General features: G+C 72.3%; 11 protein-coding genes. 6 read left to right on the top strand and 5 right to left on the bottom strand.

The annotated features are described in order from the left end of the window. The first annotated feature begins 529 nt into the window (after positions 1-529). Positions 530-913, top strand: a complete 384-nt coding sequence (locus tag D7W81_RS34455) for a hypothetical protein (protein WP_244227617.1) — start codon at positions 530-532, stop codon at positions 911-913. On the opposite strand, the gene D7W81_RS34450 is transcribed toward D7W81_RS34455, so the two are convergent. Next, entirely contained in the window at positions 870-1,661 is a 792-nt protein-coding gene (locus D7W81_RS34450) for an FRG domain-containing protein (protein ID WP_120559634.1), read from the bottom strand. The genes D7W81_RS34455 and D7W81_RS34450 overlap by 44 nt on opposite strands. Positions 1,662-1,842: 181 nt before the next feature. Then, entirely contained in the window at positions 1,843-2,079 is a 237-nt protein-coding gene (locus tag D7W81_RS34445; protein ID WP_120559633.1) for a hypothetical protein, read from the bottom strand. A gap of 274 nt (positions 2,080-2,353) precedes the next feature. On the opposite strand from D7W81_RS34445, the gene traC reads away from it, so the two are divergent. After that, positions 2,354-4,168, top strand: a complete 1,815-nt coding sequence (gene traC, locus D7W81_RS34440) for an outer membrane exchange accessory lipoprotein TraC (RefSeq protein ID WP_120559632.1) — start codon at positions 2,354-2,356, stop codon at positions 4,166-4,168. A 4-nt stretch (positions 4,169-4,172) separates the two neighbouring features. Here traC and D7W81_RS34435 read toward each other — a convergent pair whose 3' ends face one another. Then, on the bottom strand, positions 4,173-5,426 hold the full coding sequence (locus D7W81_RS34435; RefSeq protein ID WP_120559631.1) for an MDR family MFS transporter: 1,254 nt from the start codon (positions 5,424-5,426) through the stop codon (positions 4,173-4,175). Positions 5,427-5,667: 241 nt separating this feature from the next. On the opposite strand from D7W81_RS34435, the gene D7W81_RS34430 reads away from it, so the two are divergent. After that, a complete protein-coding gene (locus tag D7W81_RS34430; RefSeq protein ID WP_120559630.1) occupies positions 5,668-6,573 on the top strand; it encodes an AEC family transporter in 906 nt (301 codons plus the stop codon). Positions 6,574-6,608: 35 nt separating this feature from the next. On the opposite strand, the gene D7W81_RS34425 is transcribed toward D7W81_RS34430, so the two are convergent. Beyond that, complete coding sequence (locus tag D7W81_RS34425) at positions 6,609-6,818, bottom strand: hypothetical protein (protein ID WP_120559629.1); 210 nt, start codon at positions 6,816-6,818, stop codon at positions 6,609-6,611. Positions 6,819-7,062: 244 nt separating this feature from the next. On the opposite strand from D7W81_RS34425, the gene D7W81_RS34420 reads away from it, so the two are divergent. Further along, a complete protein-coding gene (locus D7W81_RS34420) occupies positions 7,063-7,305 on the top strand; it encodes a hypothetical protein (protein ID WP_120559628.1) in 243 nt (80 codons plus the stop codon). After that, positions 7,298-7,594 carry a hypothetical protein gene (locus tag D7W81_RS34415; protein WP_120559627.1) on the top strand — a complete coding sequence of 99 codons (297 nt, stop codon included), beginning with the start codon at positions 7,298-7,300 and terminating at the stop codon, positions 7,592-7,594. The genes D7W81_RS34420 and D7W81_RS34415 overlap by 8 nt, the downstream gene beginning before the upstream one ends. A gap of 61 nt (positions 7,595-7,655) precedes the next feature. Here D7W81_RS34415 and D7W81_RS34410 read toward each other — a convergent pair whose 3' ends face one another. Then, positions 7,656-8,843, bottom strand: a complete 1,188-nt coding sequence (locus D7W81_RS34410; RefSeq protein ID WP_120559626.1) for a hypothetical protein — start codon at positions 8,841-8,843, stop codon at positions 7,656-7,658. A gap of 104 nt (positions 8,844-8,947) precedes the next feature. On the opposite strand from D7W81_RS34410, the gene D7W81_RS34405 reads away from it, so the two are divergent. Continuing rightward, the gene (locus D7W81_RS34405) at positions 8,948-12,055 is read left to right on the top strand and encodes an MG2 domain-containing protein (RefSeq protein WP_120559625.1); all 3,108 of its coding nucleotides are present in this window, start codon (positions 8,948-8,950) and stop codon (positions 12,053-12,055) included. Positions 12,056-12,106 lie beyond the last annotated feature (51 nt).

Below are 12,106 nucleotides of genomic sequence, written 5' to 3'. Positions count from 1 at the left end.
AGATGTGGATAAGAGACAGCTCCATTCCCATCTCGCTGTTGCGCGACGTGGCGGATGCACTGCTCCGTCTCCCGGGGGCGAAGACGTGCGACCCGGGCACTCAAAGGCGCGTTCAGGCCAGCTGTCGCCATGGCGGAGGTCCGACTGATTCCAGGCAACCCCGCACCGGCCCGGTTCCGGGACACGTTCCTCGAAATGGCGTCCGCCGTGGTCGCGGAGCGTCAAGATGGAACCCGCATCTTCCTGCGCTACTTTCCCACGGGTGAGATTGAACAATGGAGCGAGGCCCGGCGGCACTGGGTCCTCCTGGGGCGCTGTGCGCCCGCTCCTGCCGGTGGCCTCAGTGTCGCGCCCCGTTGCGAAGGCGGCGCGCTCCGGTTGCTGCGTGAGTAGGGGATGGCGGATGCGACAGGCGCACGGCTGGTTGGGACTGCTGCTGGTGATATCCGGATGCAGGCATCCTGCGGCCGCGTGGAAGGGCGCCGTCGAATGGCCCGATGAACGCTCGGCCCGGCCCGTGGAGAGTCCGATGCCCGCGGGCGCGGCGCAGGCCGCGGTAGGCGCCATTCGCGAGTTCGTCAGGACCAACCCCCGCCGGTTGTTCTCCGGCTGTGAGCACCCCGAGGACGGCCTCAACGTTTCGCTCTTCACGGGGCCGACACCCGGGCTCTACTACGTGCTGTTGGATCCCGACTTCGAGCGATGCGCGGGACCGCGCCGCCGCATCCTGGACGGCTGGTTCTTCTACGCCGTCACCCCCCAGGGAGATGTGGTCGCGGAGTCTCCGGGGCCTCCCGATGAAGGCACTCCGGTCGAGCCACCCGCACCTCCACTCCCCGCGCCCGAAGCCCCCGCGAACGACGCCGGGCCTACCGGGGGCGGGGCGCGTAGTAGCGGCGCAGCCAGCGGCTGAGGCCGTCCAGGCCGGGGAAGAGGACCCGTTCGGTGATGTTCGCCTGGTCGAGCTTGTCCCGGATCTCCCACTTGAGCTTCGCCGGCACCACGAGCCTGCGCACGCCTTGATGCTGGTGCTTCAGGAACTCGTTCAGGCTCAGGCCCGGCCCGTTCATCACGGAGAACAGCGCGAACTGGTTCACGATGCGCGCATCCAGTGACGGCGGCTCGAAGAACAACACGAAGGGATGCTCCGCCATCCCGTCGAACGTCGCCAGCTCCCCCGCCACCGACGCCAGCATCTCCGCCGTGAAGACGTCCGCGCCCTCCAACCGCAGCTGCTCACGCAGCGGCATGGGCAGCTGCTGGTTCGTCTGGTGATAGTCCACGCACCAGACCGCGCCGTCGTGCTCCAGCAGGTCCATGCGCTCCGTCATGAAGTGCAGCGCCACGTACGGGCTGAACGTCCAGTCCAGGAGCCGCGTGGGCATCCCGTGGTGCTGCGCCAGCGCCAGCCAGTCCCAGATGGACGTCAGCCGCTCCGTGCCCGGCACGCCCCTCGCGTACTTGCGGAAGGCCCGCAGCAGGTCACGCTCCTGCCGCACGAACGCACCCTGGCGGTTGAGCGTCGCCGTCAAATCCAGCTTCGCGTCCGGAACCCCCCGGAACACGAAGCTCGTGCGGAACCGGCCGAGCGGTTCGTTCCAGGAGCCCGCGAACAACAGGTCCTGCAACTCCAACCAGGATGTGACGTGCTGCTCCTGCATCCGCTGTCCCCCTCACCGCCTGACAAGGTGGGCCCTGTCCTCCAGGGACGCAGTGTCCGGAGGTCCAAGAGGTGGGACCAGACGACGGGCGTCCCTCCCGCCCGCTTCCCCTCCCAGCGGAGGGTCACGGAAGGGGCAGGGCGCCCGGCCGTCTCAATGACAGATTTGAAACAAGGACGCCTTACGGCTGCCCGAAGTTCGAGGGCTGCGTGAAGGCATACGAACTGGCACCCGGCGCCTTGTCCTGCTGGAACAGGGGGCACTTGGCGCAGGTGAAGCTCTCCCAGTCCTTACGGACCGCCACGTCGATGCAGCCGCCGTAGAAGCGGCAGTGGACGTTGCGGTACTCCTCGATGGAGAACGAGTCGGCCCGCAGCGGGAGATGGAACAGGGTGGGACGCGGCTGTGGACAAGGCATTGGATTCCTCTAGCCCCCCTCGTGGGTGCTGATTCCCTCTACTGACTGGTGCGTCGCGTCATTCCCGGGGTGCCGCTGCCCGGACACTGAACGCTTGCACCCCGTCTCATCGCTGCCAGCAGAAGACCGTGTAGGTGTGACACATTCAAAAGGCACAACAGCCTAATGACGACGGGCGTCCCTGGCCCGACCCACCAGGATGTCTGCCTTCACGCGGAGCAACCAGCCGGTCAGGCCGTCGGAATCTTCACGCCTGGAGCGCTTTCCCGCGAGAATGCGGCGCGTGAGCTCCCCCGCCCGAATCCCCCCTGCCTCCTCCCGCTGGCTGAGCGCCCTGGCCCTGCTGTCGCTGGTGCTGCTCAGCGGCTGTTCCGCCTTCTCCCGCGCGGTGCGCGAGGGTGACGGCGCCGCGAAGGAGCGCCACTGGGCGGAGGCGGAAGCCGCCTACCTGCGCGCCCTGGCCGCGGACCCGGAGGCCTCCGAAATCACCGTGAAGCTGCGCGCGGTGCGCAAGGAGTGGGGCGCGGAGGTGTACCAGGAGGCCGGCGCGGCCCATGCCTCCGGGGACCTGCCGTCCGCCACCAAGCTGCTCGTGCGCGTGCTGGAGCTGGACCCCGACCACGATGGGGCCCGCGCGCTGCTCGCCCAGACGCTGGAGGCGCGCGTGGGGGTGGCGCTGGGGCTGCTCAAGGAGGAGAAGCTCCAGGACGCCCGCGCGGAATTGGACGCGGTGCTGGCCGTGGCGCCGGACCACGCGAACGCGCGCAAGGGCGTGGACGCCGTGCAGGTGGCGTGGGCGAAGCGCTTCTTCGCCAGCGCGGACACGCTGGAGAAGGCCGGCAAGCTGGGCAACGCGCTGGTGGCCTACGTGCGCGCGGACCAGGAGCGCGTGGGCGCCACCGCCGCCCGCGAGCGCGCGGAGGCCGTGCGGCAGCGGCTGCGCGACGAGGTGGCCTTCCTGGTGGTGGCCGCGCCCGTGGAGGACAACGCCCAGGCCCCCGACGTCGCCCAGCGGCTGAGCGCGGGACGGCTGGCCGCGGCGCTGCCCACGAAGCTGCCCCTGAAGGTCGTGACGGAGGCGCCCCCGGGCCGCGTGGGCGTGAAGCTGGACCTGTCCCTGGAGCGCGTGCTGCCGCTCAAGGCGGTGGAGGATTCACAGCGCAGCAAGCGCTACCTCGCGGGCAACCGCTCCGTGCCCAACCCCAAGCGCGGCGAGTACGAGAAGAAGCTGCTGGAGACGGAGCGGACCCTGGAGGGGGTGGAGCGCAAGCAGGCCGCCGTGCTGCGCGAGTACCTCAAGGCCCAGGTGGAGCTGGGCACGCTGCGCGACGCCGCCGAGCGCTGCCGCGAGCGGGAGAAGCGCGATTGCCGCGAGGCCATCCAGGAGTGCGGCGAGGAGGCTCGCGACGCGAAGAGCCCGGGCAAGATGCCCAGTGAGTGCGACCCGGAGCGGTGCTCGGGGCAGTGCACGCAGGACGAAGGCCTGATGGTGCAGAAGGCCAAGGCGACGCGCGTGCTGGAGGTGGCGGTGCAGGCGGCGCTGGACAAGGCGGAGCTGCAGCGCTCCGAGGTGCAGCGCAACCGCGACGCCGTCTTCCGCGAGCCCATCACCGTGGAGGAGCCCATGTATTCGGACTTCGTCTACGACGTGCAGCTGCACCGGCTCACCGTGACGGCCACCGTGACGGCGGTGATGCGCGACCTCTTGACGCCCCAGCAGGTGGCCGCGCCCAACACGCAGGACTACGCGGTGCTGCACGAGGACCTGGCCCACAAGGGCTATGACCGCTACGGCGTGCTCGCGGACCCCGTGCAGCTGCGCAATGAATTGGAGCTGCGCGTGGACGCGGGCGACAAGGCCGTCGCGGACGTGGCGAAGCACGTGAAGGAGCGCTTCGACGTGTACCGCGGCAAGCGCGTGCAGGACGCCCGGCGCGGCATGGTGCGCCCCGGCGCCGAGGACGTGGTGGAGACCGCCGTGCGCGCGCTGCTGCTCACCGCGGACGCGCCCCCGCAGGACATCCTCCAGCCCGTCGCCCGCGCGCGCGGCCTGACGAAGCCCGAGGCCCTCCTGGGCGTCGGGCAGTAGCTTCTCAGTCCAGGCTGGCGCTCATCTCCGGGCGCTCCAGCCGCAGCGTCTCCACCCGGCGCCTGCGCGCGCCCGCGATGGTCAGGTGCCACGCGGCCGCGGCCAGGCCCACGCAGAGGCAGCCCGCCCACAGTGCGCGGGCGCCCACGTGGCCCAGCATCGCGCCGCCCAGCGCGGGGGCGGCGCTGGACGCCAGGCCCCACATCATGTGGTACGCGCCCTGGTAGCTGCCGCGCAGCTCCGCCGGCGCCAGGTCCGCCACCACCGACGGCGCCACCGGCGAGTGGACAATCTCCCCCAGCGTCCACACCGCCACGGCGGCCATCGCGAGCGGCACGCTGGCCGGCAGCGCGTGCAGCCCGAAGCCCACCCCGGTGAGCACGCCCGCCACCGCCAGCGCCGTGGAGCGCCGCACCCGGCCCACCCCGCGCACGACGAACGGCTGGAGCGCGACGATGAGCACCCCGTTGACGGACATCACCAGCCCGTACTGGGCGGGCGTCAGGCCCTGCTGGGTCAGCGTCACCGGCAGGCTCATGAAGCTCTGGTGGAACAGCAGGGCCAGCGCGAACACCGGCAGGCAGAAGGCCAGGTACACGCCGTCGCGGAAGGGCGTCAGCACCGCCCCCAGCGGGGAGTGGGACGCCTGGGCCGCTGCCGCCTCCGGGGGCCGCGTCTCCGGCACGAAGACCCAGACGCAGCAGCCATAGGCGAACGTGGTCACCGCGTCCGCGATGAAGAGCATCCGGTAGCCCAGCCCCGCCAGCAGCCCCGCCAGCGGCAGCGCGATGGCGAAGCCCAGGTTGATGACCCAGTAGAGCATCCCGTACGCGCGCGCCCGGTCCCGGGGGGGCACCACGTCCGCCACCGCCGCGGCCACCGCCGGCCGGTACAGGTCCCCCAGGATGCCCAGGAGGAAGGCCGCCACCGCGATGCGCCCGGGCGTCTCCGAGTAGCCGATGAAGAGCATGGCCCCGGACCCCAGCCACAGTCCCCCCGCGAGCGTCAGCCGCCGGCCCACCCGGTCCGCGAGCATTCCGCCCAGGGGCGCCGCCAGCACCGCGCCCGCGCCGTTGAGCGCCACGATGAAGCCCGTCTGCTCCACGCTGAAGCCGCGCTCGCGCGTGAGGTAGAGCGCCAGGAACGGCGCGACGAAGGACCCCAGCCGGTTCACGAAGGTGCCCACCCACAGGACCCAATACGTCCGGGGCAGGCCACCCCCGCCGAGCGCTCTCAACACCGTGGCAACGGGATTCATGGAGGATGCCCGACGGACCTGGGGAGGAAGGCCTGACCGGGGGCGCCCGCCAGCATGCGCCCGCGCCCCGCGCGTTGCCATGCTCGCTCTGTCACGGGCGGGCAGTTGGTGCCTCATGCATTCCAGCCGCGCGCGAAACGGGACTTCCCCGCGCGTGCCCTCATGGCGCTGGACATCGCTGGCGGGCTCCTCCAGGTTGCCGCGCCAATCCACACCGGGAAGGCGGGACGCAAAGGCGGGCATGGGGCAGGTCATCGGACTCCTGGGGGTGTGCCTCCTGTTGGGAGTGCTGGCGCGCAGGAGCGGCCGGTTCCCCGAAGGGACGGCGCCCGTGTTCAACGCCTTCCTCCTCAACGTGTCGCTGCCCGCGCTGGTGCTGCGCGCCATGCACCGGCTGGAGTTCGCGCCCGGGCTGGTGGTGGCCGCCGCGGCGCCGTGGCTGCTCTTCCTGGGGGCGATGCTGTTCCTGCGGCTGCTGGGGCCCCGGCTGGGCCTGTCACGCGAGTCGGTGGCGGCGCTCGTCCTCACCGCGGGGCTGGGCAACACGGCCTTCGTGGGCCTGCCCATGGCCGCCGCGCTCCTGGGCCCCTCGGGCGTGCCGGTGGCGGTGGTGGCGGATCAGCTGGGCTCGTTCCTGGTGCTGGCGACGCTCGCCACGCTGACGGCGGCGAGGGCCCGCGCCCGGACGGTGCTCTCCGTGGGCACGCTCGTGCGCAAGGTGCTGCTGTTCGTCCCGTTCCAGGCGCTGGTGTTGGCGCTGTTGCTGCGCCCCTTCGCCTTCCCGGACTGGCTGGAGTCCGTGCTGCAGCGGCTGGGCGACCTGCTCACGCCGCTGGCGCTGTTCATCGTGGGCTTCCAGCTGCGGCTCCAGGGGCTGCGTCCGCGTGCACCGGCGCTGGCGCTGGGGCTGTCCTACAAGCTGGTGCTCGCGCCGCTGGCGGTGCTGGGCCTGCTGACGTTCCTGCCGGGGCTGGCGCTGGTGGTGAAGCAGGCGACGGTGCTTCAAATCGCCATGGCGCCCATGGTGACGGCGGCCATCCTCGCCGCCGAGCACGAGCTGGATCCGGAGCTGGCGGTGCTGATGGTGGGCGTGGGCATTCCGCTGTCGTTCTTCAGCGCACCGCTGCTGCTGTCCCTGGTGCACTGACGCCCGTGCGACGTGGGTCGCACGGGCGGCTGGGGTCAGGCGAGCGCCGTGGTCTCGAAGGAGAGCTCGACGCCGTTGGGCTTCACCTTCATCTGCGGGCGCGACAGCACATGGCAGTGGGCGCAGTAGCCGTGGGCGCCCGCTGGCGTGGCCCGGATGGAGACCGCGCCGCCACACATCATGCAGCCCTCGGGAAGATCGAAGTCCGCGAACCGCTCTCCGCTCTGGGTCTCGAATTGGGTCATGCTCTTGAGTTAACGCAGGATCCGCCCGACACAAGCAGACCGGCATCGCCCCACGGGGACTTGGTGTGGCGCCCCGCCCCACCTCTCGGGGACAGACGCCGGCCCTCCAGGGCAGCCTGCAAACGTTACCGGTCGCCCTCCGACTGCTCACCCGCTGACACCGCAACCCGTTGGGCGGCCTTGCAGGCGCTGGCACGGGGATTTCATGGGGAACCCCTCGGACGACAACGTGAGGGGAGGCGGGATGGGTGCAGGGGACACAGTGAAGGTGATGTGCGACTCGAAGGGCTGGCGGGTGGAGGTCGCCCGTGAAGGCTTCGTGCGGCGCTTCCGGTACTCCAGCGAGTCGCAGGCGCGCTACTTCGCGGCGGTGTTCGAGCTGGGGCCGAGCGTGCTGCCCCCGAAGAACCATGCGCGAAGGCGGCAGGGGCCTCGCTTGCCTCTACACAACGAAGTCTCTTTCGGAGAGGCTTGGCTGCATGAGTGATGCTCCCAAGACCAAGCCCTTCATCCTTCCCAACCGGCAGCACGTCACCAAGGAGCCGGATCCGGCGGGCCGTTGGTCCGCGCAGTTCCCGGAAATGATCGGTTACTCCAGCCAGGGCGGCGGCAAGGTGCCGGCCGACTTCGGGTGGAACACCAACCCCAAGCAGTGGCAGGAGGAGATGACGCCGGACACGCTGGCGGCGCGCTTCGAGGAGCTGCGCGTGCTGCCTCCGAAGAAGGACGTCCCCGTGCTGCCCGCGCCCACGCCGGCGTCGCCCACGAAGCCCTAAGCGCCCGGCTGTTCGCTTCCAGGGCCCGGGTGCACTCGGGCCCTGTTGAAGCTCCGGCTCGCTAGCTGAACGGCAGGCTGGCCAGCCGCTCGCGGAAGCGGGCGAGCAGGTCGCGCGCGCCGGCCTCGTTGAGCCCCGCGGAGGTCTCCTGACGGCCCTTGCGCAGGAAGGCGTCGAAAGGCGCCGAGCGGCCCGAGAGCGCGCCCGCCGCCGTCACCGCCTCCTCCAGGACCCGCGCCGCGCCCGGAGAGCCCAGCTCCAGGTGCATGTCCACCTGCTCCAGCCGGACGCCGCTCGCGGCCCACACGGCGCGGTCGTGCACGGTGAGCCACGTGCGGGTCAGCTCCTCCATCGCTTCGTCCAGCAGCGCGAGGAAGGGCTCCACGAGCCCGGGCAGCGCGTCCGGCCCCAGCTCGGGCTGCGTGCCCGCCGCGCGCAGCCGGCCGCGCGCGGCGATGATTTCGCGCTTGGTGGGCGTCTTCAGCGCGAGCGACGCGGGCAGGGACACGAACGCGGCCAGGCTCTCCTCGGCCTGCCTCGCCAGCGCGGGCCGCTGCGCATCCGTCGCCTTGGCGGCGCGCTCCAGCCGGCCCTGCAGTGAGCGGCGCAGGTCCGCCGCCGCGCCCCGGAGGGCCACGCGCGCGCCCACCTGGTTCGCGTAGCCGGGCACCACGTCCTCGCGGCGCACGTCCGCGAACGCCGCGGCGGTGAGGTACACGAGGTCGCCGATGCGGTTGCGGAAGTCCGCTCGCGACGCGGCCAGCTCCGACATCAACGTCCAGCGGTCGCTCACCACCTCCGGCCGGCGCATCTGCACGCCCAGCTCCTGCACGCGCTTGGACAGACGTTCCGCGCTGGCGTGCAGCACGGCCTCCGCTTCCTGCGACAGGCGCTCATCGGAGCTCGCGGGAGGCGGGGCCCAGCCGCCGTCGTTGGCCGCGGCGGGGCGCGCGGGCGGCGGGAAGGCGTCGCGGATGGCGACCACCAGCCGGTTCACGTCCACCAGCGTCTCGCCGATGGCGGGCGCCATCGTCTCCCAGAGGGACAGGTCCGCGGCGTCGTCGGGTTCGGCGGTGGTGGGCTCGTACTTCACGATGCTCAGGTGCCCCAGCCGGTCGATGGCGACGGCGGCCGCCTGGTAGACCTTGCGCAGCCGCGCCGCGAAGTCGCGGTCCATCAGGGCTTCGAGCAGCGCATCGAGGCGGGGCGGCAGGGCGTCCTGCGGAGGGCGGTTCTTCGGCGCGACCATGGCGCGCCACCCTAGCCCAGCCACCCCACGGATACGTCAACAGGGGGAGGTGGGGACCGGGTTCCGGCTTTCCGACGTACAGTGGTCAGACGGGGAGAAAACGCATGACAGGTGGCATCCAGCACCGGCGATGGGTGGCCAGAGGGCTCGGGCTGTTGCTGATGGGGGGAGGCCTGGCCTACGTGGCTTCCGGGCAGTGTCTGTCCGCCTGGGTGTTCCAGGGCGTGGACGTGCGCGAGTGTCCGGACGGCCAGTTCCGCCAGACGGTGGGCATGGCCGCGGGCAGGCTCGCGCGAGGCGCCTCCACCCGGGTGGGGGTCTGGGCGAATGCGCACGGGGTCGACGAGAAGGGCCGCGAGATGCGGGCTTCCGTGGGCCGGGGCACCGCGGCGCTGTTCCTGGTGGACGCGGCCGGCAAGGAGACGCCGCTGCCGCCGGACGCCAACGGCCGTTGGGAACGTGAGGGTGGAGGCCTGGCGGCGCCGGTGACGCTGCCCCAGGTGCCGGACGGGGACTACCTGCTGCGCGCGCGCGTCACCACGCCGCTGGGCACCGGCACGGTGGATGCTCCGCTGCCCCTGTACGCGCCCGCGCGGGTGCGCGTGCTGACGGACCGGCCCCTCTACGAGCCCGGGCACCGGGTGCGCTTCCGCGCGGTGGCGCTGCGCGCGAAGGACCTGTCGCCGCTCGATGGAAGGCCGGGGACGTGGAAGGTGATGGACCCCTCCGGCGAGGTGGTGCTGGAGGAGCGCGCGCCCGCGGGCAACTGGGGCGTGGTGGCGGGGGACTTCCCGCTGGACCGCGGCGCTCCCACGGGCACGTGGACGGTGGCGTGGACCAGCGGTGGCGCCTCCGGCGACGCGGCCTTCACGGTGGAGCCCTTCACGCTGCCGCGCCTGCGCTTGGAGGCTGCGAGCCCCCGGCCCTTCTGGCGCGCCAACGACACGCCGGAGGTGACGGGCCAGGTGTCCTACGCGTCCGGTGCGCCGGTGGCGGACACGGACGTGACGCTGGCGTGGAGCCATGCGGGCGCATGGCCGCCTCCGACGGAGTGGCTGCGGGGCGAGCTGCCGACGAAGGCGCGCACGGACGCCGCTGGCCGCTTCCGCGTGACGCTGCCGCGCGTGCCCCAGGACCTGCGCGGGCAGGCCACGCTGAGCGCGAGCGTGGAGGCGAAGGACCCCACGGGTGAGCCGGTGCGCGGCGCCGTGTCGCTCCTCTTGTCCGAGGACGCGGTGGCCGTGTCCTCCGTGACGGAGCTGGAGGACGGGCTGGTGGCGGGCTTCAGCAACCGCGTCTACCTGCGCGCCACCACCGCCTCGGGCCGGGTGCTGCCAGGCGCGGAGGTGACGGTGACGCGCGCGTGGGACCCGCGCGACAAGGGCGTGAGCGCGGTGGCGGACGAGGACGGCGTGGCCGCCTTCCAGATGGACCCCGGCCCCGCGGTGAACGTGGTGGTGCCGCCCCTGCCGGTGCGCGTGCAGCCGCGCCCGCCGCCCGTGTCGCTCGTGTCGTCGAGGGACCTGCTGGGAGGGCAGTCGGGGCAGTCGTCGCTGGCGGATCAGCTCGCGCTGGAGCGGCTGCTGCCGGTGCTGCATCCCTGCGCGCGCTTCGTCACGCCGAACTCCGGCGCCTCCACGGCGGAGTTCGCGGTGCGGGTGGGCGCTTCCGGACAGGTGCTGGACGTGGCCGGCGCGGAAGAGGGGTTGGAGGCGTGCATGGCGTCGGCGCTGCGCGCGAAGGGGCTGCCGGCGGGCGCGGAGCGGATGCTCCAGCTGCGCTTCCAGGCCATGGATCCGGGCCTGCCCTCCATTCGCTGGAACACGCAGTTCGCCGCCGGGGATGAGCGGGGCGTGAGCGAGGGGCTGACGGCCGCCGCGCTGGATGCGCGCTCGTGCCTGCCTCCCTCGCTGGACCGCGTCATGTCCGTGCCCGCGGTGCTGACGTGGCGGCGGTGGGCGGACAAGCCGGAGCTGGCGCTGTCCTGGGTGCAGGAGTCCGCGAAGGATGACGCGCTCCCGGCGGCGGCGTGGGCCTGCGTGAAGGAGCGCTTCAACCGCATCCGCGTGCCGGCCCTGACGCAGGCGGAGCAGCTGTCGGGACGCAAGCCGTCGGAGGCCATGGGCGTGGTGCGCTTCATGGCGCAGCCCACGTATGGAGGGAACGGCGTGCCCCGTCCGCCCCAGGCCACCACGTTCCTGGGCTACGAGTTGAAGGTCCGGGCGAAGTGGGACGGCCAGGACATGGGCGAGACGAAGCTCGTGTTGCGACCCGCGCGCCTTCCTCCGCTGCGCCTGCGCGCGACGCCAGTGCTGGCCAGGGCGGGCGAGTCCGTGAAGGTGGAGCTCCTGCGCGGCCCCGGCTTCGAGGGCGAGCTGCCCAAGACGCTGGTGCTGATGGCGGGACAGAAGCAGCTGAAGGAGACGGTGGACCCTGCCACGCGCTCCGCGCGCTTCACGCTGCCCCAGGACTTCGAGGGCTGGGCGCAGGTGGAGGGCGTGGCGGCGACCGCGCGCGTGTACGTGGCGCCTCGCGCGGCGCTGGCGGTGGAGGTGTCTGCGGACAAGCCCGCGTACGCGCCCGGGGAGCTGGCGCACCTTCAAATCCACACGCGCGTGGACGGCAAGGACGGCGAGGCGGCGGTGGGCCTCTTCGGCGTGGACGAGACGTTGTCCCAGCTGGCGCCGCTGCCGGGCGCGGATGCGCTGGATGGGCTCCGGCCTTCGCCCTCGGTGGCCACGCCGGCCTTCGGCGTGCTGGACGGCCAGGCGCTGGCCATGGGGCGCATCCGGGGCGCGAACGCGGCGGCGGCGGCGCTGCTGCGCGTGACGGCGGTGCCCTCGCTGGAGGACGTGGAGACGCCCCTGACGGCGAGCGTCACCAGCCCCTTCTCCCCGGACGCGGAGCTGACGGAGCCCTTCTACGCGGTGCTGACGGAGCTGCACGCGCGCACGCGCAAGTGGGAGCAGACCGCGCCCGCGGGGGAGACGTTGGACCCCGCGGGGCTCGCGCGGCTGTGGGCGGAGTCACTGGCCGCGTGCGAGCAGCGCGGGCAGAAGGTGACGGATGCGTTCGGCCGCAAGCTGCGGCTGTCGCGCCTGCCGGAGGACCTGCTGGCCCTGACGGATCCTCGGGCGGTGGTGGTGGATGGAACGCGGTTGCCGGAAGACGTCGTGAACTGGGGCGCGTGGGTCGCCCAGGAGGCGCCATGAAGCAGCGCTCGTGGTTGTCCGGGGCCGTGGGCCTTGGGGTGGGGTTCGTGC

It is taken from the genome of Corallococcus aberystwythensis, from assembly GCF_003612165.1.
Classification (GTDB): domain Bacteria; phylum Myxococcota; class Myxococcia; order Myxococcales; family Myxococcaceae; genus Corallococcus; species Corallococcus aberystwythensis.
The sequence above is the reverse complement of the archived record's forward strand: the minus strand, read 5'-3'. Positions and strand labels throughout refer to the sequence as shown.

Bases quoted from the DNA above. Each gene is read 5' to 3' on its own strand.
- D7W81_RS34455 (WP_244227617.1), top strand. From the start codon at position 530: ATGCCCGCGGGCGCGGCGCAGGCCGCGGTAGGCGCCATTCGCGAGTTC.
- D7W81_RS34450 (WP_120559634.1), bottom strand. From the start codon at position 1,661: ATGCAGGAGCAGCACGTCACATCCTGGTTGGAGTTGCAGGACCTGTTG.
- D7W81_RS34445 (WP_120559633.1), bottom strand. From the start codon at position 2,079: ATGCCTTGTCCACAGCCGCGTCCCACCCTGTTCCATCTCCCGCTGCGG.
- traC (WP_120559632.1), top strand. From the start codon at position 2,354: ATGCGGCGCGTGAGCTCCCCCGCCCGAATCCCCCCTGCCTCCTCCCGC.
- D7W81_RS34435 (WP_120559631.1), bottom strand. From the start codon at position 5,426: ATGAATCCCGTTGCCACGGTGTTGAGAGCGCTCGGCGGGGGTGGCCTG.
- D7W81_RS34430 (WP_120559630.1), top strand. From the start codon at position 5,668: ATGGGGCAGGTCATCGGACTCCTGGGGGTGTGCCTCCTGTTGGGAGTG.
- D7W81_RS34425 (WP_120559629.1), bottom strand. From the start codon at position 6,818: ATGACCCAATTCGAGACCCAGAGCGGAGAGCGGTTCGCGGACTTCGAT.
- D7W81_RS34420 (WP_120559628.1), top strand. From the start codon at position 7,063: ATGGGTGCAGGGGACACAGTGAAGGTGATGTGCGACTCGAAGGGCTGG.
- D7W81_RS34415 (WP_120559627.1), top strand. From the start codon at position 7,298: ATGAGTGATGCTCCCAAGACCAAGCCCTTCATCCTTCCCAACCGGCAG.
- D7W81_RS34410 (WP_120559626.1), bottom strand. From the start codon at position 8,843: ATGGTCGCGCCGAAGAACCGCCCTCCGCAGGACGCCCTGCCGCCCCGC.
- D7W81_RS34405 (WP_120559625.1), top strand. From the start codon at position 8,948: ATGACAGGTGGCATCCAGCACCGGCGATGGGTGGCCAGAGGGCTCGGG.